Raw genomic sequence first — 20,830 nt, 5'->3', positions numbered from 1 at the left:
CCTTGTTGGATGCCAAGGGGGATACCCGAATGAAGACCCGTTTCCTGTTGCTGCCGTGCCTGTTGGCGGCGACCCCGAGCTTTGCGCAGAGCGCGCAATCGGCCGCCGGCCTCGAACGCGTGGCGGACCATGACGACGAGATCGTCGTCACCGCCAATCGCGAGGCGCGCCCGGCCGATACCGTCGGTCAGGCGGTGACCGTGCTCGACACCGCGACCATCGAACAGCGTCAGGCGGTGGTCGTGTCCGACCTGCTGCGCCAGACGCCGGGCGTGACCGTCACCCGCAATGGCGGCCCCGGCACGTCGACCGGCGTCAACATCCGCGGCGCCGACAGCGACCAGACCGTGGCGCTGATCGACGGCGTCAAGCTGAACGACCCGTCGTCGCCGGGCGGCGGGTTCAATTTCGGCAACCTGCTGATCGGCAACATCGCCCGTATCGAGGTGCTGCGCGGTGCGCAGTCGGTGCTGTGGGGCAGCCAGGCGATCGGCGGCGTCGTCAACCTCATCACCCGCCAGCCGACCGAGGATTTGGCGATCAACGCGCGGGCCGAGGGTGGATCGTTCGGCACGGGCCAGGCCTTCGCCAACGTGTCGGGCAAGGCCGGGCCGGTATCGGCGAGCATCGGCGGCGGATATTTCACCACCGACGGCATCTCGGCCTATGCGCCGGGGCGTGAGGCCGACGGGTATCGCAATTACGGTGCGAACGGCAGCGTCGCGGTGGCGCTGGCCGAGGGCGTGTCGGTCGACGTGCGCGGCTTCTATGCGAACGGGCGGACGGAGATCGACGGGTTCCCGGCGCCCAGCTTCACCTTCGGCGATACGCGGGAGTATGGCGATTCCGAACAGTGGACCGGCTATACCGGCCTGAACGCCGCGCTGTTCGACGGGCGGTTCCGCAACCGCATCGGCTATGCCCATACCCAGAGCAACCGGACCAACACCGATCCCGACGGCACGCCGACCGAAACCTTCCGGGGCAAGGGGCGCAACGACCGCATCGACTATCAGGGATCGTTCGACCTGACCGACGCGGTGTTCGCGACGTTCGGCGTCGAGCGCGAGGTGTCGCGCTTCACCACCGCCAGCTATGGCGGGCCGGCGGCCACGGGCCGCGCGCGGCTGCTGGGCGTGTACGGCCAGCTGGCGGTGACGCCGGTCGAGAACCTGACCCTGACCGGCGGCGTGCGGCACGACGACCACAATGTCTTCGGCGGGGCGACGGTGTTTTCGGGCAGCGGCGTGTGGTCGCCCAATCGCGGCAACACCGTGCTGCGCGCGAGCTATTCCGAAGGGTTCAAGGCGCCGACGCTGTACCAGTTGCAGAGCGAATACGGCAATGCGCTGCTGACCCCCGAACGGTCGCGCGGCTGGGACGCCGGCATCACCCAGCGCGGGCTGGACGGCGCGGTGGAGGCGAGCGCGACGTGGTTCGACCGCACGTCTAGGGACCTGATCGTGTTCGTGTCCTGTCCGCGCAACGGCACCGGCATCTGCGCCGGGCGGCCGAACGGCACCTATGACAATATCCAGCGTGCCGAGGCCAGGGGGCTGGAATTCGCGCTCAGGCTGCGTCCGGTGGAGGCGTTCACCGTCGCGGCGGCCTATACGTGGCTGGAGGCGGAGAACCGGTCGGCGGGCACGGCCAATTTCGGGCGCCGCCTGCCGCGGCGGCCGTCGGACAGTCTGACGGTCAATGCCGACTACCGCTTCCCCTTTGGTCTGGCGACCGGCGCGACCGTCACGATGGTCGGCGACAGCTTCGACAATGCGTCGAACGCCCGCCGGCTGGACGGCTATGTCCTGACCGACCTGCGCGCATCGTTCCCGGTGACCGGGCGGGTCGAGGTCTATGGCCGGGTCGAGAACCTGTTCGACGAACGCTACCAGACGATCTTCCAGTACGGGACGCCCGGTCGCGCCGCCTATGGCGGCGTGCGCGTGCGCTACTGATGGACGACCTCGCCGAATTCTTCGCGCATGGGGGGCGGGTCGCCGCCGCCGCGCGCGCGTTCGGCGGGGACGACTGGATCGACCTGTCGACCGGGATCGCGCCATGGGCCTATCCCCATGGCGCGATCGACCTCGGCCTCGATCGCCTGCCCGAGCCGGGCGAACTGGCCGACCTCGAAACGGCGGCGGCGCGGGCGTTCGGGGTGGCCGAACCGGCGCGGGTCGTGGCCGTGCCGGGCACCGACCTTGCGCTCAGGCTGCTGGCGGTGATCCTTGCCGCCGAACGTCCGGCGGTGGTGCGGCCGGGCTATGCCGGCCATGCCGCGGCGTGGGGGGAAGCGCGCGGCATCGCGGCGACGGCCGATCCGGGCGATGCCGACCTGCTGGTGCTGGCCAGCCCGGCCAATCCCGACGGGCACGTGACGCCGGCCGACCGGCTGCGCGCACTGGCGCGGCGGATGACGGTGGTCGTCGACGAAGCCTATGCCGATCCGGCGCCCGGCCTGTGCGGCGAGGCGTCGGACCGGCTGATCGTACTGCGTTCGTTCGGCAAGTTCCATGGCCTGCCGGGGCTGCGGCTGGGGTTCGTGATCGCCGGTGCGCGGGTCGTCGGTGCGTTGCGCCACCTGCTCGGCGACTGGCCGGTGTCGAGCGTTGCAGTGGCGATCGGCACCGCCGCCTGTGCCGATCGACGCTGGGCGGACGAACAGGCCGAACGGATCGAGACGGTCGGGACGCTGCTCGATCTCGCACTGGCCGACCGGCACGTGATCGGCCATGCGCCGCTGTTCCGGCTGGTCCGCACGGCGGACGCGCATCGCCTGTTCCGTCATCTGTGCCGCCATGCCATCCTGACCCGGCCGTTCGCCGACCGGCCCGACGCCTTGCGGATCGGCCTGCCGCGCGACGGCGCGGCGCTGGTCCGCCTCAAGACTGCCCTGACGGAGTATGATCGATGACCGAGACGCCCGACGACCATGCCCGCCACAATGCCCGGATGCAGCGCATGGCGGTGGCGCGCGAAAAGATGCAGGCGCGCCGCACGCTCGAACGCGGGCTGCTGATCGTCCATACCGGCAACGGCAAGGGCAAGTCGTCGAGCGCGTTCGGGATGGCGATCCGCAGCATCGGCTGGGGGATGCGCGTCGCGATCCTCCAGTATGTGAAGGGCAGGTGGGAGACGGGCGAGCGCAACTTCTTCGACGCGCATCCCGACCTCGCGACCTTCGAGGTGATGGGCGAAGGCTTCACGTGGGAAACGCAGGACCGCGCGCAGGACATCGCGGCGGCGCGGGCGGCGTGGGAGCGGTCGAAGGAGATGATCCTCGACCCCGCGATCGACTTCGTGATCCTCGACGAACTGAACATCGTGCTGCGCGACGACACGCTGCCGGTTGCCGAGATCGTCGCGTTCCTTAACGACCGGCCGCTGACCAAGCATATCTGCATCACCGGGCGCAATGCGAAGCCCGAACTGCTGGCGATCGCCGACCTGGTGACCGAGTTCGGCGAGGTGAAACATCCCTATCATGCGGGGTTCAAGGCGCAGAAGGGTGTCGAATATTGATCCGCGCCCTCGCCCTGCTGGTCGCGGCGCCATGGCTGGTGTCGGCTGCGCCGCGTGCGCCGCGGATCGTGTCGATCAATCCGTGCGTCGACGGCGTGCTGCGCCATGTCGCCGACCCGGCGCAGATCGTCGGCATCAGCCATTATTCGCAGGACGTGCGCGCGACCTCGGTGCCGCTCGACTGGTCGCGGCGGTTCAAGGCGACGTCGGGCACCGCCGAGGAAGTGGTGGCGCTGCGTCCCGATCTCGTGCTGGCCGGCCCGCATGTCGAACCGGCAACGATCGCCGCGCTGAAGCGGCTCAGGATCGCGCTGGTGCAATATCCGGTAGCGGAGTCGGTACCGGAAAGCATCGCGCAGGTCCGCGCGATCGCCGCCGCCACCGGTCACGCCGATCGCGGCAGGGTGCTGGCGAACCGGATCGCGGCGGCGGCGGTGCCGGCACGGGTGCGTCCGGTCGGGGCGGTGGTGTGGCAGGGGGGTGGGCTGGTACCCGGCACCGGTACGCTGACCGACGACCTGCTGAAACGCGCCGGCTTTCGCAACATGAGCGCGGCGTACGGCCTGAAGCAGTGGGACGTCCTGCCGCTCGAATATCTCGTCGCCGATCCGCCGCGCGTGCTGCTGTCGACCGCTCCGGACGGGGTGCAGGACGACCGGATGACCGGCCATCCGGCGGTGCGGCGGCTGGCGCGGCATATCACGGTCGCGCCGTACCCGACGCGGTTGATGAACTGCGGCGGACCGACGATCGTCGCGGCGATGGCGCGGCTGCGACAGGTACGCAAAGGACTGGGTACATGAACCGGCTGACCATCGGCCTGATCGTCGCGCTGCTGCTCGCGGCCGGCCTGTCGGTCGCGTCGGGCAAGGTGTGGGTACCACTGGATGCGTGGACCGCTGCCGATCCGCGATCGATCATCATCGTCGAGTTGCGCCTGCCTCGCACGCTGCTGGCGATGCTGGTGGGTAGCGCTCTGGGGCTGTCGGGGGCGGTGATGCAGGGCTATCTGCGCAACCCGCTGGCCGATCCAGGGCTGTTCGGCGTGTCGTCGGGCGCGGCGTTCGGTGCGGTGCTGGCGCTGTATTTCGGCTATGCCGCGCAGATGTGGCTGCTGCCCGGTTTCGCCCTGACCGGTGCGGGGATCGCGATGACGCTGCTGGCGTTGATCGCCGGGCGGTCGGGCAGCCTGATCCTGTTCACGCTGGGCGGCATGATCCTGACCAGCATCGCCGGATCACTGACCGCACTGGCCATCAGCCTTGCGCCGACGCCGTTCGTGTCGTCACAGATCGTGGTGTGGCTGATGGGCGCGCTGACCGACCGCAGCTGGGACGATGTGACGGTAGCCGCGCCCCTGATCGGCGCTGGCATGGTGCTGCTGGCGATGACCGCGCGGTCGCTCGACGCACTGACGCTGGGTGAGGCGGCGGCGCGGTCGATGGGGGTCGATCCGGTGCGGTTGCAGCGGCTGGTTATTGGCGGCATTGCGCTCAGCGTCGGGGCATCTGTTGCCTCGGCCGGCATCATCGGTTTCGTCGGGCTGATGGTGCCGCATCTGGTGCGGTCGCTGGCCGGCAACCGGCCGTCGGCGATCCTGCTCCCTTCGGCGCTGGGCGGCGCGGTGCTGCTGACGCTGGCCGACAGCCTCGTGCGGCTGGCCCCGACCGTCAGCGAACTGCGCCTCGGCATCGCCATGTCGATGCTGGGCGGGCCGTTCTTCCTCTACCTGCTGATCGCGATGCGGCGGAGGCTGGCATGACCGATCTGGTAGCCGATGCGGTGCGCCTGACGCTGGGCGGGCGGCGCGTGCTGGACGACGTATCGTTCGCGTTCCGGCCCGGACGGGTGACCGCGCTGCTGGGCGCGAATGGTGCGGGCAAGTCGAGCCTGCTCGCCTGCCTCGCCGCGCTGCGCCGGCCCGATAGCGGCGCGGCGCGGCTGGGCGGCACCGATGTGCAGGCGCTCGACCGGTGGGTGCGGGCGCGGGCGATCGGCCTTCTGCCGCAGGCCGCCGACGTGCACTGGGACATCGACGTCCAGACCTTGGTCGGGCTCGGCCGGTTTGCGCATCGGGGGCGTTGGGGCGAGACGCAGGCGGACCGCGATGCGGTGGCGGCGGCGCTGGCGGCGACCGACATGACCGGGTTCGCCACGCGCGGGGTCGAGCGGCTGTCGGGCGGCGAGCGCGGCCGGGCGCTGCTGGCCCGCGTGCTGGCGGGCGAGCCCGACTGGCTGCTGGCCGACGAACCGCTCGCCAGCCTCGATCCCGCGCACCAGCTGGACGTGCTGGCACGGCTGCGCGGGGTGGCGGCGAGCGGGCGCGGGGTGGTGCTGGTGCTGCACGACCTGCACCTGGCGGCGCGGGTCGCCGACGATGCGGTGCTTCTGAAGGACGGGCGGGTCGTCGCATCGGGTGCGGCCGACGACGTGCTGACCGCGCCGGCGATCGCCGAGGCGTATGGCATCGACGTCGAGATCGGGCGCACGCCGCTAGGGCATCGCTACATCCTGCCGGTCGCGCGGTGATCGCGCTGGCGGCGCTGATCGTCGAGGCGGCGATCGGTTATCCGCGACGGTGGTGGCATCCGGTGATGGGGGTGGGCGCGCTGATCGGTTGGTTCGAGGCGCGCTGGAACCGGCGTCGGCGGATCGAGGGCGTGGCGCTGGTCGTGCTGCTGGTCGCGCTGTCGATCGCGCTGGGGCTGGCGATCGAGCGGCTGGGGGCCGTGGTGACGGTGCTGGTCGCGACGACCGGGCTGGCGCAGCGCAGCCTGCACGATCATGTCGCGGCGGTGGCGCGGCCACTGGCGGCGGGCGACCTGCCGGCGGCAAGGGGTGCGGTGGCGATGATCGTCGGGCGCGATACCGACACGCTCGACGAGGCTGGTGTCGCGACGGCGGCGATCGAAAGCCTGGCGGAGAGCTTCTGCGATGGGGTGGTGGCGCCCGCGATCGGGTTCCTGCTGTTCGGCCTGCCCGGCCTGTTCGCGGTGAAGGCGATCAACACCGCCGATTCGATGGTCGGCCACCGCACGCCCGAGCTGCGCGCGTTCGGATGGGCATCGGCAAGGGCGGACGACGTCGTCAATTTCGTACCGGCGCGATTGGCGGGGGCGTTGGTGGTGATCGCCGGGCGCGGCGGGTGGCGCACGATGTGGCGCGATGCACCCGGCCACGCCTCGCCCAATGGCGGCTGGCCCGAGGCGGCGATGGCCGGCGCGCTGGGGCGGCGGCTGGGCGGGCCGGTGACCTATGACGGCGAGGCCGCCGGGCGCGCAGCGCTGGGCGAGGGGCCGTGCCCGGATGCGCGCGACCTGATGGCGGCGCTGCGCATCTATCGCACCGCCTGCCTGTTGCTGTGGCTGGTGATCGGAGGGTTCGCATGGGCGCGGTGATGATCCAGGGGACGGGATCGGACGTCGGCAAGTCGGTGCTGGTCGCCGGGCTGTGCCGGTTGCTGAGCGATCGGGGGATGACGGTGCGCCCGTTCAAGGCGCAGAACATGTCGAACAACGCCGCGGTCTGTGCCGATGGCGGCGAGATCGGCCGGGCGCAGGCGTTGCAGGCGATGGCGTGTCGGGTCGCGCCGACGACCGACATGAACCCGGTGCTGCTGAAACCGCAGAGCGACCGCACGTCGCAGCTGGTCGTCGGCGGGCGGGTGGCGGGTACGATGGCGGCGGGGGATTACCGGCGGCGGCGGTCCGAATTGCTGGGCGCGGTGCTGTCCGCCTATCGCCGCGTCGCGCACGGTGCTGATATCGTGGTGGTCGAAGGGGCGGGATCGCCCGCCGAGATCAACCTGCGCAGCGGCGACATCGCCAATATGGGTTTTGCCCGGGCCGCGCGGGTGCCGGTGGTGCTGGCGGGCGATATCGATCGCGGCGGGGTGATCGCGGCGTTGGTCGGCACGCAGGCGGTGATCGATCCGGCCGACGCGGCGATGATCCGCGGATTCGTGGTCAACAAGTTCCGCGGCGACCCCGCGCTGTTCGACGATGGTCGCGCCGGGATCGTGGCGCGCACCGGATGGCGCGATATCGGGCTGGTGCCGTGGCTGGCCGATGCCGCGCTGCTGCCCGCCGAGGATGCGGTGGCGCTGGGGCGCGGCGTGACGGGGGGCGCGGGACCGTTGATCGCGGTGCCGATGTTGTCGCGCATCGCCAATTTCGACGACTTCGACGCGCTGGCGCATGATCCGGCGGTGCGGCTGCGCATGGTGCCGCCGGGCCAGCCGTTGCCGGGCGATGCCGCGATGGTGATCCTGCCGGGCACCAAGGCGACGATCGCCGACCTCACCTTCTTCCGCGAACAGGGCTGGGACGTCGATCTGGCCGGCCATGTCCGGCGCGGCGGGCAGGTGCTGGGGATATGTGGCGGATACCAGATGCTGGGCACCCGGATCGCCGACCCGGACGGGATCGAGGGGCCGGCCGGCAGCGTCGCCGGGCTGGGGCTGTTGCCGGTCGCGACGGTGATCGCGCGTGCCAAGACCGTGCGGCCGGTGCTGGGCACGCTGGCGGGCGGGACGACCTTCGCCGGGTACGAAATCCATGCCGGAGTGAGCGAGGTCGCGCCCGATACGCCGCCGCTGCTGCATTTCGCCGACGGGACGCCCGATGGTGCCACCGCGCGCGACGGGCAGATCGGCGGCTGTTATGTCCACGGCCTGTTCGACGGTGCCGATGCGCGCGGCGCCCTGCTGGCGCGGATCGGCGGGACGGCCGACCCGCTCGACCGGCGCGAGCGGATCGACGCCGCGCTGGACGGCGTGGCGCGGGCATTGGCGGCGGCGCTCGACATCGACGCGCTGCTGGAGATTGCGGGAGAAGCGATTTGATCGACGACATATGTGCGCACCTCGACGCGCTGGCCAAGCCGCGCGGGGCGATGGGGCGGCTGGAGACGCTGGCGACCGAACTGGCGCTGACGCAAGGACGGGTACGGGCGCGGACGTCGCCCCGGCGCGTCGTGCTGTTCGCCGGCGATCATGGCTGCGTCGCGGAGGGGGTGTCGGCGTGGCCGTCGGAAGTGACGCAGATGATGGTCGCGACGATCCTGTCAGGGCAGGCGACCAGCAACGCGCTGGCCGCCGCCGCCGACTGTCCGCTGCGGCTGGTCGATGTCGGGATGACGGGGCCGCGCGTCGCCGGTGGCGGTTTCTTTCGCGACGCGCGGATCGGCGATGGCAGCGCGCCGCTGGGGCAGGGCGCGGCGTTGACGCCCGCGCAGTTCGATGCGGCGTGGGACGTCGGCGCGAGCGAGGCCGACGCCGCGATCGATGACGGCGCGGTGCTGCTGATCGCGGGGGAGATGGGGATCGGCAACACGACGCCCGCCGCCTGCCTGACCGTGCTGCTCGCCGGGATCGACCCGGACGCGGCGGTCGGGCGCGGTGCGGGGGCGGACGATACCGTGCTGGCCATCAAGCGCGCGGTCGTCGCCGCGGCATGTGCGCGGGCGGCGGCCGAGCCCGACCTGCGCCGCGCGATCGCCGGGGTGGCGGGATATGAGATCGCGGCGATGGCGGGATTCCATGCGGCCGGTGCGGCGCGCGGCGCGACGTTGTTGCTCGACGGCTATGTCGCCACCGCGGCCGCGCTGGTTGCGCAGGCGTTGGCACCCGGCAGCGCGCGGGCGATGATCGCCGCGCATCGATCGGCCGAGCCGGGCCATGGCGCGGCGCTGGCGGCGCTGGGGCTGACCCCGGTGCTCGACTGGGAGATGCGGCTGGGCGAGGGCAGCGGGGCGCTGGTGGCGCTGCCCCTGCTCGACGCGGCGGCGGCGCTGCTGTGCGACGTCGCGCGGCTCGACGCGATCGGGGCGGACCGTGCCGATTGAGGCACCGCGCTGGGCGCCGCCGTTGCTGGCGGTCCAGTTCCTGACCCGCCTGCCGGTGCCGGTCCTTTCGCGGTTGAGCGCGCAGCAGGCGGCGGACGGGCTGGCGCGCGCGCTGGCGTGGCTGCCGCCGGTCGGGTCGCTGATCGGCGCGGCGACCGCGCTGGTGTTCGTCGCCGCGCAAGGCTTCTGGCCGGTATGGGTCGCGGCGGTACTGGCGCTGATGGTCGAGGCGTTGCTGACCGGCGCGTTCCACGAGGATGCCGTCGCCGATTTCTGCGATGCGTTCGGCGGTACTGCCAGTGGCGAGCGCGCGCTGGCGATCATGAAGGACAGCCGGATCGGCAGCTATGGCACATTGGGGCTGGGGCTGGTCGTGCTGTTGCGCGTGGCGACGATGGTGGCGTTGCCGCCGATGCTGGCGGTGGCGGCGATCGTCGGCGCGGCGACGGTCGGGCGGCTGTGCGCGGTGACGCTGGCGGCGATCGTGGCGCCGGTGGGGCAGGGATCGGCGGCGCGCGCCGGGCGGATGCCGCCCGCGCGGCTGGCGCTGGCGCTGCTGCTCGCGCTGCCGGGGATCGCCCCGCTCGCGTGGGTGCGACCGGGCGCGACGCTTGCCGCGCTGATGGCGATGGCGGTGATGCTGTGGTGGCTGCGGCGCTTCGTGTCGCGGCGGATCGGGGGGAGTACCGGCGACTGTCTGGGGTTCGCCGCGGCGATCGGGCAGCTGGCGGTGCTGCTGGCGGTCGCGGCGCGGTGAACGTCCTGCTCCTGCGCCACCCGCCGGTCGCCGCGGCGTGGAAGGGGCGCTGCTATGGCCGGTCGGACATGGGGTGGAGCCGTGCGGGCTGGGCGATGGCGCGCCGGATCGTCGGCGGGATGGCGCCGGTGGACGCGATCGTCCATTCGGGCGCGATCCGCACCCGCCGCCTCGCCGGGTGGATCGGCGCGGCACAAGGCGTGGGCGTCACCGCCGACCCCCGCTGGCTGGAACGTGACTTCGGCGCGTGGGAGGGGCGGTCGTGGGACGCGATCTGGCGTGACAGCGGCGCGGCGATGGACGGCATGATGATCGCGCCGGAAACCTACCGCCCCGGTGGCGGCGAGACCGGTCGCGACGTGGCCGACCGGGTACGCGCGGCGTGGGACGCGCTGCCCGATGTCGCGCGCGTACTGGTCGTCGCGCATGGCGGGCCGATCGCGACGCTGCGCGCGCTGCGGGCCCGCGCGCCGCTGACGCGGGCGGTCGACTTCATTCCCGCCTGCGGCGAGGTCGTGACGCTTCAGCGCTGCCAGTAGCGGACGTAGTCGACCTGCATCGCTTGCGGGAATTTGCTGTCGTCGATGCCCATCTTGCCGCCCCAGTCGCCGCCGACCGCGACGTTCAGGATCAGGTGGAACGGCCGGTCGAACGGCCAGGCGGCCTTGCCGCCCGGCTGGTCGTTGGCGACGCGCATATAGCCGCGGCCGTCGACGCCGATGGTGATCGCCTGCGGGCTCCAGTCGAGCTGGTAATTGTGCCACTGTCCGCACGGGGCGAGCGTGCGTGAACCGCCGCGCTGGGTGCCCCTGGCATGGTTGAACGCGCCGGTATGCAGCGTCGCGTGGACCATATCGGGTTCGTAGCCGACCAGTTCGAGGATATCGATCTCGCCCGCATCGGGCCATTTGCCGTCGGGCGGCAGCATCCACAGCGCCGGCCAGATACCGCGCCCGCACGGCAGCTTCGCGCGGATGTCGTAGAAGCCGTAGCCCATGCCCCGGGTCGAAACGATCCGGGCGGAGGTATAGGCCTGCCCGCCCGAATCCGCCCCCTTGGGCTTTTCGCGCCGCGCCTCGATCACCAGCGCGCCCTTTTCGACACGGGCATTGGCCGGGGTGTTGGCGGGCGAATAATATTGCCGTTCGTTGTTGTACCACCCCTCGCGGTTGCGGCTGGTGTCGAAGCGCCAGTGCGCCGGATCGATCGTCTTGCCCGAAAATTCGTCGGCAAAGGTCGGTGCGGTGGCGGGCGGGGCGATCGCCACGTCGACCGCATGGTTGCTGGCGCCCAGCGTCGGCGTGTCCTGCGCCGGTGCCGCCGCGCCCAGGCCGAGGGTCATTGCCGCCAATAGGATGCGCATCGATCAAGCTCCCGTGATCGCGCCCGTACCGCGACGCTTCGCGCGCATCGTACGGAGGGGACCCGGCTTCGCGCAACCCCTTGGGTAATCGACCGTTCTGCCCCGTGATTTCCCGACGGAGCAGACGAATGCGCGTGGAACAGTTCGACTATCGCGATGGCGACACGGTATTGCAGGCCGGAGTGGCATTTCCGGCCGACGCGGCGAGGGCGCCTGCGGTGCTGATCGCGCATCAATGGGCCGGGCGCGGCGAAGGCGAGCACAGGACCGCCGGGCGGCTGGCCGAACTCGGCTATGTCGGTGTCGCGATCGACCTGTTCGGCAAGGACGTGCGGGGCGATCCGTCGGGCGACAACGGCCACCTCATCAACCCGCTGCTGTCGGATCGCGCCGCGTTGTTGCGACGGATGCGGGCAGGCGTGGCCTTCGCCGCCACGCTCGACCGGGTCGATGCGTCGCGGATCGCGGCGATCGGCTATTGCTTCGGCGGGCTGTGCGTCCTCGACCTCGCGCGTGGTGGCGCGGACGGGGTGCTGGGCGTGGTCAGCCTGCACGGGATGCTCGACGGCAACGGCCTGGATCAGGACGGGGCGATCGCGGCGAAGGTGCTGGTCGAACATGGCTGGCGCGATCCGATGGCGGCGCCGGACAAGGTGCTGGCCTTTGCCGACGAGATGGGCGGGCGCGATGCCGACTGGCAGCTCCACGCCCATGGCCGGGCGATGCACGCCTTCACGAACCCCCATGCCGCCGCGCCCGAAAAGGGCATGGCGTACGACGCCGATGCCGATCGTCGCTCGTGGGAATCGACCACCGCGTTCCTCGCCGAACTGTTCTGATCCGGTTGCCGGGCGGGCGTGCGCACACCATCTACCGGGCAACGAAGGAAGCAGCATGACCGAGTATCGCAAGACCGAAGCGGCGATCGCCCGCCTGACTCCCGAGCAGTTCCATGTCACGCAGGAAAGCGGCACCGAACGCCCCGGCACCGGCGAATATCTGAACGAAAGGCGCGCCGGCATCTATGTCGACATCGTGTCGGGCGAGCCGCTGTTCGCATCAGCCGACAAGTTCGATCCGCACTGCGGCTGGCCGAGCTTCACCAGGCCGATCGCGTCGGCCAACGTCGCCGAACTGCGCGACACGACGCACGGAATGGTCCGCACCGAAGTCCGTTCGGCGGGCGGCGACAGCCATCTGGGGCACGTCTTTACCGACGGTCCGCGCGACCGCGGCGGCCTGCGCTACTGCATCAACTCCGCCGCGCTGCGCTTCGTACCGCGCGAGGCGATGGAGGCGGAAGGTTACGGCGCGTATCTCGATCAGGTCGAAGGATAGGCGCGGCGAAAACCACGTTTGTGGTGGGATGTCACAGCGCCACGTTCGCCCGTACCAGCGCCGACCGGTCGATCTCGGCAATACTGCGCACGCCCGTCAGCGCCATCGCGACGCGCATCTCCGCCTCGATCAGCGACAACAGCTTCGTCACCCCGGCCTCGCCCCCGGCGGCGAGCGCATAAATGAACGCGCGCCCGATCAGCGTCGCATCCGCCCCCAGCGCCAGCATCCGCACCACGTCGAGCCCGGAGCGGATGCCCGAGTCCGCCAGGATCCTAATCTGACCCTTCACCCTGTCGGCGATCGGCGGCAGCGCGCGGGCGGTCGACAGCACCCCGTCCAGCTGTCGCCCGCCATGGTTCGATACGACGATCCCGTCGGCGCCGAAGCGCACCGCATCCTGCGCGTCGTCGGGGTCGAGGATGCCCTTGATGACGATCGACCCCTGCCACAGGTCGCGGATCCATTCGAGGTCGCGCCATGCGATCGACGGATCGAAGTTCGCGCCGAGCCAGCCGATATAGTCCTCCAGCTTAGTCGGCGTGCCGCGATAGGTGGAGATATTGCCCAGATCGTGCGGCCGCCCGTGCAGCCCGACATCCCATGCCCAGCGCGGATGCGTCGCCGCCTGCACCATCCGCCGGAACGCGGCGTTCGGCCCCGACATGCCCGAATGCGCGTCGCGATAGCGGGCACCGGGCACCGGCATGTCGACGGTGAACACCAGCGTCGTCACCCTCGCCGCCTGCGCGCGTTCCAGCGCGTCGCGCATGAAACCGCGATCCTTCAGGACATAGAGCTGGAACCAGATCGGCGCGCTCGACGCGTCCTGCACTTCGCGGATCGCGCAGACCGACACGGTCGACAGGGTGAAGGGCACGCCCTTCGCCGCCGCTGCCCGTGCCGCCTGCACCTCGCCGCGCCGGGCATACATGCCGGTCAACCCGACCGGGGCGAGCACCACCGGCATTGCCAGCGTCGTGCCGAACAATTCGGTATCGAGGCGGAGGTCGGCGACGTCGCGCAATACACGCTGGCGCAGTTCGACCTGTGACAGGTCGGACACGTTGTGGCGCAGCGTATGTTCGGCATAGGCGCCGCCGTCGATGTAATGGAACAGGAACGGCGGCAGCCGGCGCCGGGCGGCTTCGCGATAGTCGGTGGGCGCGGCGATGATCATGGGCGGAAGACTCGGACAGGCGGGACGGAGGGCGACAGGGTGCGAGCGATCCGGTATCGGCGGCGATGCGGTATCCGCAATGGCATATGGCCCTCTGGCCCTCCGTTCGATCACGATCGGCGGGTATCCGTCTCGTCGCTAACGCGTCCTATATGTCGGAATGTCGTCCCAATTTCCAGCGATATGGCGTGCCGAATCGGTGCGCGCGATCGTACGGCGTGCGACACCGTAGCCAGGGTCGATCGCCCCTGTGGGCACCGGTATCGTTCGGGAAAATGGTGCTGCCGGTGAGGATTGAACTCACGACCTCAGCCTTACCAAGGATGCGCTCTACCACTGAGCTACGGCAGCACTCCGAGCCGGGGGGAAGCCCCTCGGCGGCGGGAGGGGCCTATGTGCAGGCATTCGGGGGGAAGTCAAGCGGACGTTGCCAGATTGCGTGCTAAAAGCGTAGAAAGCGGCGATGAGCGATGCGGAACGTAAGGAACGGCTGGCACAGGCGCTGCGGCAGAATCTGCGCCGCCGCAAGGGGCAGGCACGCGGCGACGCCGTGGTGGCATCGTTGTCGGACCGGCAAGACGTCGAACCCCCTCGCGACTGACCGCCGCGGCTACGGTTGACACCGTTGACACGGACGCTCACCCTTTCCGGCAGACAGGCAAGGGAGAGGTGGAATGCGTCGCTGGTGGCTGCTGCTGGTCGCGTTGGTGCTGGGACCGGTCGCATGGGCCGCTCCGGCGGCGCCTGCGGGATCGCCGGTGGCGGAACATGGCCGGCTGGCGGTGAAGGGCAATCGCGTCGTCGATGCGCAGGGCCGCCCATATGCCGTGCGCGGCATGTCGCTGTTCTGGAGCCAGTGGCAGCCGCGCTACTACGACCCGGCGACGGTCGTGTGGCTGGTTCGCGACTGGCGGGTGACCGCGGTCCGCGCGGCGATCGGGGCGCAGCAAGGCGGCTATGATACCCGGCCGGAGGCGGAAACAAAGCACGCCGAGGCGGTGATCGACGCAGCGATCGCGCAGGGCATCTATGTCGTGGTCGACTGGCACGCGCACCAGCCGCGCGCCGACGATGCGGTGCGGTTCTTCGGCCATATCGCCCGCAAGTATCGCGGCGTGCCGAACCTGATCTACGAAACCTATAACGAACCGCTGCCCGAACATGGCTGGGCGAGCGTGCTGAAACCCTATCATGCCAAGGTGATCGGCGCGATCCGCGCGATCGATCCGGACGCATTCGTGGTCGCAGGCACGCGCAGCTGGTCGCAGGACGTCGACGAGGCGGCGGCCGATCCGCTGCCCTTTGCCAACGTCGCCTATACGCTGCATTTCTATGCCGCGACGCATAAGGCCGCGTTGCGGGCGAAGGCGGAGACGGCGATGCGGCGCGGGATCGCGCTGTTCGTCACCGAATATGGCACCACCGCCGCCAATGGCGATGCGCCGATCGACGCGGAAGAGACGCGGACCTGGTGGGACTGGTGCGCGAAGAACGGCATCAGCTATCTGAACTGGTCGGTCGCGAACAAGGACGAGGCGTCGGCGATCCTGAAGCCCGCGACGCAGGCGGTGTCGGGCTGGGCGGAGGGCGAGCTGACCGAATCGGGGCGGCTGGTGCGGGCGCATCTGCGGGCGGCGCGCTGAACCCCTGTCGCGTCGATTGCGGGCATGGCATGAGGTCGCCATGACCGATTCCCGCCCGCTCGCCTACCACCATACCCCCGGTACCGGCCCGACCATCCTGTTCCTGCCGGGCTATGCGTCGGACATGAGCGGGACCAAGGCCCTGGCGATCGAGGGCTGGGCGCGGGAGCAGGGGCGGGCGTTCCTGCGCTTCGACTATGCCGGGTGCGGCGAGAGCCCCGGCGCGTTCGAGGAGCAGACGCTGGCCGGCTGGGTCGACGACGCGCTGGCGATGATCGATCATGCTGTCGAGGGGCCGGTGGTGCCGGTCGGATCGTCGATGGGCGGATGGATCGCATTGCTGGCGGCACGCGCGCGGCCCGATCGTATGGCGGGGCTGGTCGGCATCGCCCCCGCGCCCGACTTCACCGACTGGGGCTTCTCACAGGCCGAGAAGATGGCGCTGCTGACGGAAGGGAAGATCGAGCGGCCGTCACCCTATGCCGATACCCCGACGGTGTTCACCCGCGCCTTCTGGTCGTCGGGCGAGGCGAACCGGATGCTGCATGCCGAACTGCCGATCGACGTGGCCGTCCGGCTGGTGCAGGGACAGCGCGACGCCGACGTGCCGTGGGAGCGGACCGTCCACCTCGCCGCGCGGCTTCGTTCAGCCGATGTGCAGACTTGGCTGGTCAAGGATGGCGACCATCGTCTGTCGCGCGAGCGTGACATCGCGCTGATCCTGCGCGCCATCGAGGATGTCCTGAACTGATGCTGTCTCCGCTGCTGTTCCTCGCGCTTCAGGCCGCCACCGGGCCGCAGCTGCCCGCCGGCGCCACGCCTGAAGCGCGCTACGACGCCTGCGTCGATGCGGCGACGACCGCGCCGGAGCAGGCGGAGAAGATCGCGGGACAATGGCGGCTGGCGGGCGGCGGGTTCCTCGCGCGGCAGTGCCTCGGCATGAGTTATGCTACCCGCCAGCGCTGGACCGCGGCGGCCGAGGCGTTCGAGCAGGCGGCACGCGAGGCGGAAGTGGCGAAGGACGCCCGCGCCGCGAATTACTGGGCGCAGGCGGGCAATGCCCGGCTGGCCGATGGCGATACGATCGCGGCGGGCACCGCGCTGGACGCGGCGCTGGCGAGCGGGACGCTGACCGGGCTGGCGCGCGGCGAGGCGCAGCTCGACCGGGCGCGGGTCCGGGTGGCGGGTGGCGACCTGGCCGGCGCGCGTGGCGACCTCGACCGGGCGCTCAGGGACGCGCCCGCCGATCCGCTGGCGTGGCTGTTGTCGGCGACGCTGGCCCGGCGGACCAGCGACCTGACGCGCGCCAAGGCAGACATTGCCGAGGCGGTGCGGCGATCGCCCGACGATCCGTCGGTGCAGCTGGAGGCGGGCAACATCGCGGGACTGTCGGGCGATACCAGGGCGGCGCGTACGGCGTTCGAGGCGGTGCAGCGCCTGTCCCCCGACAGCGCGCAGGCCAAGGCCGCGGCGGCGGCGCTCGACACGCTGCCGCCCGCCTGATGGCGGTTGCGGCCTGCCCCGGTCGACCCGATATGCCGGGTCAAGCCACAGGGAGCCGCCGATGACCCGCTATCTCCACACCATGATCCGCGTGTCCGATCCGGACGCGACCATCGCCTTTTTCGACCTGCTGGGCCTGAAACAGGTGCGGCGGATGGATAACCCGCAGAGGCGGTTCAGCCTGATCTTCCTCGCCGCGCCGGGGCAGGAGGGTGTCGCCGAGGTCGAGCTGACGCATAACTGGGATCCCGAGGCGTATGCGGGCGGGCGCAATTTCGGCCATCTGGCGTTCCGGGTCGACGATATCTACGCCACCTGCCAAGCGCTGATGGATGCCGGCGTCACCATCAACCGCCCGCCGCGCGACGGGCACATGGCGTTCGTCAAGACGCCCGACGGCATCTCGATCGAGCTGCTGCAGGACGGATCGCTGCCCGCCGCCGAACCTTGGGCATCGATGCCGAACACGGGGACGTGGTGATGGAGATCGTCCAGATACCGGTGCTGTCCGACAATTATGCGTGGCTGGTGCATGACGGCACGAGCGGCGATACGGTGGCGATCGATCCGGGGGCGGCGCAGCCGGTGCTGGACGCCGCCGCCGCGCGCGGCTGGACGATCACCGCGATCTGGAACACCCACTGGCACCCCGACCATGTCGGTGGCAACGCCGCGATCAAGGCGGCGACCGGCGCGCGGGTGACCGGGCCGGAGGCGGAGCGCGGCAAGATCGCCGATATGGACAATGGTGTGGGTGAGGGGGCGATGCTTTGGGTTGGCGACCATCAGGCCACCGTCTGGGCGGTGCCGGGCCATACCGCCGGCCATGTCGCGTTCCACTTCGCCGACGACGCGGTGCTGTTCAGCGGCGACACGCTGTTCGCGATGGGATGCGGCCGGCTGTTCGAGGGGACCGCGGCCGAGATGTACGGCAACATGCGTCGCTATGCCGGACTGCCGCCCGAGACGCGGGTCTATTGCGGCCACGAATACACGCTGTCGAACGGGCGCTATGCGCTGAGCGCCGAACCGGACAATGTCGCGATCGTCGAGCGGATGGCGGCGGTCGAGGCGCTGCGCGCGGCGGGCGAGCCGACCGTGCCGACGACGATCGGCGCCGAACTGCCGACCAACCCGTTCCTGCGCGCGGAGTCGGTCGAGGCACTGGCACGGCACCGCGCGGCCAAGGACGCGTTCTGAACGGCAAGAGGAGAGGCGGCATGAAGCGATTGGCATGGACGGCGGCGCTGGTGCTCGGCGCGTGCGCGACCCCGCAGCAGGTGGCGGAGACGCAGGCGCGCGGGGATCGGCTGCTCGCGAAGACGCTGGCCGGACGGACGCCGGGCAAACCCGAGAACTGCATCCCGACCGGCTTCATCGACGGGCCGCAGATCGTGGGGGATTCGCTGGTCTATCGCCAGACCGGCAAGCGGCTGTGGCGCACCCAGGTCCGTGACCGCTGCCCGTTCCTGCGCGACGACCAGATCGTGGTGTCGATCCTGTACGGCGCGCAGGTGTGCCGCAACGACCGATTCCGCCTGATCGATCGCGGATCGCAGATTCCGTCAGGCGACTGCACGTTCGGGGAATTCGTGCCGTACGACAAGGTGGGGTGAGGGTCGTTGTCCGCACATCCTCCGTTCGTGCTGAGTAGGGACTGAGCCTGTCGAAGCGGTGTATCGAAGGATCGCCACGGGTGCTTCGATACGGGCCTTCGACAAGCTCAGTCCCTACTCAGCACGAGCGGCTGGTTGTTATGGTTTACAACACGTAGCGGCTCAGATCGGTATTCCGCGCGATGCTGGCCAACTGCTGTTCGACATAGGCGGCGTCGATCGTCACTGCTTGCCCCGAGCGGTCCTCGGCGTCGAAGCTGACCTCTTCCAGCAGCTTTTCCATCACCGTCTGCAGGCGGCGGGCGCCGATATTCTCGATCTCGGCATTCACCTCCGCCGCGATGCGGGCGATGGCGGCGATGCCGTCGTCGGTGAAGGTCACCTCCACCGATTCGGTGCCGAGCAGCGCACGATACTGCGCCGGCAGCGACGCCTTGGTATCCGACAGGATCGCGATGAAGTCGGCCTCGGTCAGCCCCTTCAACTCGACGCGGATCGGCAGGCGACCTTGCAGTTCGGGCAGCAGGTCGCTGGGCTTCGCCACGTGGAACGCGCCGCTGGCGATGAAGAGGACGTGGTCGGTCTTCATCGGGCCGTACTTGGTGGCGACGGTCGTCCCCTCGATCAGCGGCAGCAGGTCGCGCTGCACGCCTTCGCGGCTGATCGATCCGCCGCCGCGGCCGTCGCTGACCGCGATCTTGTCGATCTCGTCGAGGAAGACGATGCCGTTCGCCTCGGCATCGGCGAGGGCGACGCGGCTGACCTCGTCCTGATCAAGGCGCTTGTCGGCCTCTTCCTCGACCAGCTTGTCCCAGGCGGCGCGGACGGTCAGCTTGCGGCGCTTCTGCTGGCCTTGCCCAAACGCCTTGCCCATCATCGCCGACAGGTCGAGCATCTGCGGGGCGGCACCGGGGATTTCGAACGGCATCTGCGGCGCGGCATCGAGTTCGATCTCGATCTCCTTGTCGTCCATATGCCCGTCGCGGAAGCGCTGGCGGAACGCCTCGCGCGTCGCCTCGCTGGCGCCCTTGCCGGTCAGCGCGTCGAGCAGGCGGGCCATGGCGGCTTCCTCGGCCTTGTCCTTCACCGCCACGCGGCGGCGTTCGCGTTCCAGCCGGATCGCTTCCTCGACTAGGTCGCGGGCGATCTGTTCGACGTCGCGGCCGACATAGCCGACCTCGGTGAACTTGGTCGCCTCCACCTTCACGAACGGCGCGTCGGCGAGCCTGGCCAGACGGCGGCTGATCTCGGTCTTGCCGCAGCCGGTGGGGCCGATCATCAGGATGTTCTTCGAGCTCACCTCGTCGCGCAGGTCGGGGCTGAGCTGCTGGCGGCGCCAGCGGTTGCGCAAGGCGACGGCGACGGCGCGCTTGGCGTCCCGCTGGCCGATGATGTGCGCGTCGAGGGCGGCGACGATCGCCTTGGGAGTCAGGCTGTCTTGCATGGGATGTCCGTCAGTTCGCGCTGTCGAGCGCTTCGAGGGTGACGCGATCGTTGGTGTAGACGCAGAGTTCGGCGGCGATCGCCAGCGCCTTCCGCGCGATCTTTTCCGCATCGCCTTCGTAATCGGACAGGGCGCGGGCCGCGGCGAGGGCGAAATTGCCGCCCGAACCGATCGCGGCGATGCCGGCCTCGGGCTCCAGCACGTCGCCATTGCCTGTGACGACCAGCGTCACGTCCCTGTCGGCGACGATCAGCATCGCTTCGAGGTTGCGCAGGAACTTGTCGGTGCGCCAGTCCTTGGCGAGTTCGACCGCGGCGCGCAGCAGCTGGCCCTGATGGCGCTCCAGCTTGGCCTCAAGCCGTTCGAACAGGGTGAAGGCGTCGGCGGTGGCGCCGGCGAACCCGGCGATCACCTTGCCGTCGCCCAGCGGGCGGACCTTGCGCGCATTGGGTTTCATGACCGTCTGTCCGGCCGAAACCTGCCCATCCCCCGCGATCACCACGCGACCGCCGCGACGCACGGATACAATCGTGGTGCCGTGCCACACCGTCTCTTTGCTCATGGGGCGCGATATGGGGAGGGGCGTTGTCGGTACAAGTTCCTGCCCGGCACGGGGA

The 20,830-nt window shown here is 70.3% G+C and carries 24 protein-coding genes and 1 tRNA gene; 20 read left to right on the top strand and 5 right to left on the bottom strand.

What is annotated here, in order from left to right:
- Positions 1–29: 29 nt before the first annotated feature.
- Genes QLH51_RS13640 through QLH51_RS13590 form a run of 11 tightly spaced genes read left to right on the top strand, consistent with a single transcriptional unit; the run spans position 30 to position 10,665 of the window.
- On the top strand, positions 30–1,958 hold the full coding sequence (locus QLH51_RS13640; protein ID WP_125660267.1) for a TonB-dependent receptor plug domain-containing protein: 1,929 nt from the start codon (positions 30–32) through the stop codon (positions 1,956–1,958).
- On the top strand, positions 1,958–2,917 hold the full coding sequence (locus QLH51_RS13635) for an aminotransferase class I/II-fold pyridoxal phosphate-dependent enzyme (RefSeq protein ID WP_125660270.1): 960 nt from the start codon (positions 1,958–1,960) through the stop codon (positions 2,915–2,917). The genes QLH51_RS13640 and QLH51_RS13635 overlap by 1 nt, the downstream gene beginning before the upstream one ends.
- Positions 2,914–3,525 carry a cob(I)yrinic acid a,c-diamide adenosyltransferase gene (cobO, locus tag QLH51_RS13630; RefSeq protein WP_125660272.1) on the top strand — a complete coding sequence of 204 codons (612 nt, stop codon included), beginning with the start codon at positions 2,914–2,916 and terminating at the stop codon, positions 3,523–3,525. Before QLH51_RS13635 ends, cobO begins: the two co-directional genes overlap by 4 nt.
- A complete protein-coding gene (locus QLH51_RS13625) occupies positions 3,522–4,328 on the top strand; it encodes an ABC transporter substrate-binding protein (protein ID WP_125660275.1) in 807 nt (268 codons plus the stop codon). Before cobO ends, QLH51_RS13625 begins: the two co-directional genes overlap by 4 nt.
- Positions 4,325–5,287 carry a FecCD family ABC transporter permease gene (locus tag QLH51_RS13620; protein WP_125660279.1) on the top strand — a complete coding sequence of 321 codons (963 nt, stop codon included), beginning with the start codon at positions 4,325–4,327 and terminating at the stop codon, positions 5,285–5,287. The genes QLH51_RS13625 and QLH51_RS13620 overlap by 4 nt, the downstream gene beginning before the upstream one ends.
- A complete protein-coding gene (locus tag QLH51_RS13615; protein ID WP_125660282.1) occupies positions 5,284–6,054 on the top strand; it encodes an ABC transporter ATP-binding protein in 771 nt (256 codons plus the stop codon). The genes QLH51_RS13620 and QLH51_RS13615 overlap by 4 nt, the downstream gene beginning before the upstream one ends.
- Positions 6,054–6,923, top strand: a complete 870-nt coding sequence (cbiB, locus tag QLH51_RS13610; protein ID WP_125660338.1) for an adenosylcobinamide-phosphate synthase CbiB — start codon at positions 6,054–6,056, stop codon at positions 6,921–6,923. Before QLH51_RS13615 ends, cbiB begins: the two co-directional genes overlap by 1 nt.
- Complete coding sequence (locus QLH51_RS13605; protein WP_125660284.1) at positions 6,911–8,368, top strand: cobyric acid synthase; 1,458 nt, start codon at positions 6,911–6,913, stop codon at positions 8,366–8,368. The genes cbiB and QLH51_RS13605 overlap by 13 nt, the downstream gene beginning before the upstream one ends.
- Positions 8,365–9,369 carry a nicotinate-nucleotide--dimethylbenzimidazole phosphoribosyltransferase gene (locus QLH51_RS13600; RefSeq protein WP_125660287.1) on the top strand — a complete coding sequence of 335 codons (1,005 nt, stop codon included), beginning with the start codon at positions 8,365–8,367 and terminating at the stop codon, positions 9,367–9,369. The genes QLH51_RS13605 and QLH51_RS13600 overlap by 4 nt, the downstream gene beginning before the upstream one ends.
- Positions 9,359–10,126 carry an adenosylcobinamide-GDP ribazoletransferase gene (cobS, locus tag QLH51_RS13595; RefSeq protein WP_125660290.1) on the top strand — a complete coding sequence of 256 codons (768 nt, stop codon included), beginning with the start codon at positions 9,359–9,361 and terminating at the stop codon, positions 10,124–10,126. The genes QLH51_RS13600 and cobS overlap by 11 nt, the downstream gene beginning before the upstream one ends.
- Positions 10,123–10,665, top strand: coding sequence for a histidine phosphatase family protein (locus tag QLH51_RS13590; protein ID WP_125660293.1), 543 nt, complete (start codon positions 10,123–10,125; stop codon positions 10,663–10,665). The genes cobS and QLH51_RS13590 overlap by 4 nt, the downstream gene beginning before the upstream one ends.
- Here QLH51_RS13590 and QLH51_RS13585 read toward each other — a convergent pair.
- On the bottom strand, positions 10,650–11,489 hold the full coding sequence (locus QLH51_RS13585) for a glycoside hydrolase family 16 protein (RefSeq protein ID WP_283514622.1): 840 nt from the start codon (positions 11,487–11,489) through the stop codon (positions 10,650–10,652). The genes QLH51_RS13590 and QLH51_RS13585 overlap by 16 nt on opposite strands.
- 128 nt (positions 11,490–11,617) lie before the next feature.
- Between QLH51_RS13585 and QLH51_RS13580 the strand changes: the two genes are divergently transcribed.
- A complete protein-coding gene (locus tag QLH51_RS13580; RefSeq protein WP_125660296.1) occupies positions 11,618–12,328 on the top strand; it encodes a dienelactone hydrolase family protein in 711 nt (236 codons plus the stop codon).
- Positions 12,329–12,383: 55 nt separating this feature from the next.
- Positions 12,384–12,827, top strand: coding sequence for a peptide-methionine (R)-S-oxide reductase MsrB (gene msrB, locus QLH51_RS13575; protein WP_125660299.1), 444 nt, complete (start codon positions 12,384–12,386; stop codon positions 12,825–12,827).
- Between the two features lie 31 nt (positions 12,828–12,858).
- Here the strand turns inward: msrB and lldD are convergent, their stop codons facing one another.
- On the bottom strand, positions 12,859–14,007 hold the full coding sequence (lldD, locus tag QLH51_RS13570; RefSeq protein ID WP_125660302.1) for an FMN-dependent L-lactate dehydrogenase LldD: 1,149 nt from the start codon (positions 14,005–14,007) through the stop codon (positions 12,859–12,861).
- Positions 14,008–14,283: 276 nt separating this feature from the next.
- A tRNA-Thr gene (locus tag QLH51_RS13565) sits at positions 14,284–14,358 on the bottom strand.
- Positions 14,359–14,470: 112 nt separating this feature from the next.
- Here QLH51_RS13565 and QLH51_RS13560 point away from each other — a divergent pair.
- From QLH51_RS13560 to QLH51_RS13530, 7 genes are all read left to right on the top strand, one after another.
- Positions 14,471–14,608 carry a hypothetical protein gene (locus tag QLH51_RS13560; protein ID WP_164516196.1) on the top strand — a complete coding sequence of 46 codons (138 nt, stop codon included), beginning with the start codon at positions 14,471–14,473 and terminating at the stop codon, positions 14,606–14,608.
- Between the two features lie 73 nt (positions 14,609–14,681).
- Positions 14,682–15,650 carry a glycoside hydrolase family 5 protein gene (locus QLH51_RS13555; RefSeq protein WP_206429172.1) on the top strand — a complete coding sequence of 323 codons (969 nt, stop codon included), beginning with the start codon at positions 14,682–14,684 and terminating at the stop codon, positions 15,648–15,650.
- 40 nt (positions 15,651–15,690) lie between these two features.
- Positions 15,691–16,401 (top strand): alpha/beta hydrolase, encoded by a 711-nt coding sequence (locus QLH51_RS13550; RefSeq protein ID WP_125660305.1) that lies wholly within the window; start codon positions 15,691–15,693, stop codon positions 16,399–16,401.
- Positions 16,401–17,153: a tetratricopeptide repeat protein gene (locus QLH51_RS13545; RefSeq protein ID WP_125660308.1), complete on the top strand. Its 753-nt coding sequence runs from the start codon at positions 16,401–16,403 to the stop codon at positions 17,151–17,153. Before QLH51_RS13550 ends, QLH51_RS13545 begins: the two co-directional genes overlap by 1 nt.
- A gap of 61 nt (positions 17,154–17,214) precedes the next feature.
- On the top strand, positions 17,215–17,634 hold the full coding sequence (locus QLH51_RS13540; RefSeq protein ID WP_125660311.1) for a VOC family protein: 420 nt from the start codon (positions 17,215–17,217) through the stop codon (positions 17,632–17,634).
- Positions 17,634–18,353, top strand: a complete 720-nt coding sequence (gloB, locus tag QLH51_RS13535) for a hydroxyacylglutathione hydrolase (protein WP_164516197.1) — start codon at positions 17,634–17,636, stop codon at positions 18,351–18,353. The genes QLH51_RS13540 and gloB overlap by 1 nt, the downstream gene beginning before the upstream one ends.
- Positions 18,354–18,373: 20 nt before the next feature.
- Entirely contained in the window at positions 18,374–18,769 is a 396-nt protein-coding gene (locus QLH51_RS13530) for a hypothetical protein (RefSeq protein WP_125660317.1), read from the top strand.
- Positions 18,770–18,914: 145 nt separating this feature from the next.
- Here the strand turns inward: QLH51_RS13530 and hslU are convergent, their stop codons facing one another.
- Positions 18,915–20,213 (bottom strand): ATP-dependent protease ATPase subunit HslU, encoded by a 1,299-nt coding sequence (gene hslU / locus QLH51_RS13525; protein ID WP_125660320.1) that lies wholly within the window; start codon positions 20,211–20,213, stop codon positions 18,915–18,917.
- A 10-nt stretch (positions 20,214–20,223) separates the two neighbouring features.
- Entirely contained in the window at positions 20,224–20,775 is a 552-nt protein-coding gene (gene hslV / locus QLH51_RS13520) for an ATP-dependent protease subunit HslV (protein WP_125660323.1), read from the bottom strand.
- Between the last annotated feature and the right edge of the window lie 55 nt (positions 20,776–20,830).

This window comes from Sphingomonas sp. 2R-10 (genome assembly GCF_030062225.1).
Lineage (GTDB): Bacteria > Pseudomonadota > Alphaproteobacteria > Sphingomonadales > Sphingomonadaceae > Sphingomonas.
The sequence above is the reverse complement of the archived record's forward strand: the minus strand, read 5'-3'. Positions and strand labels throughout refer to the sequence as shown.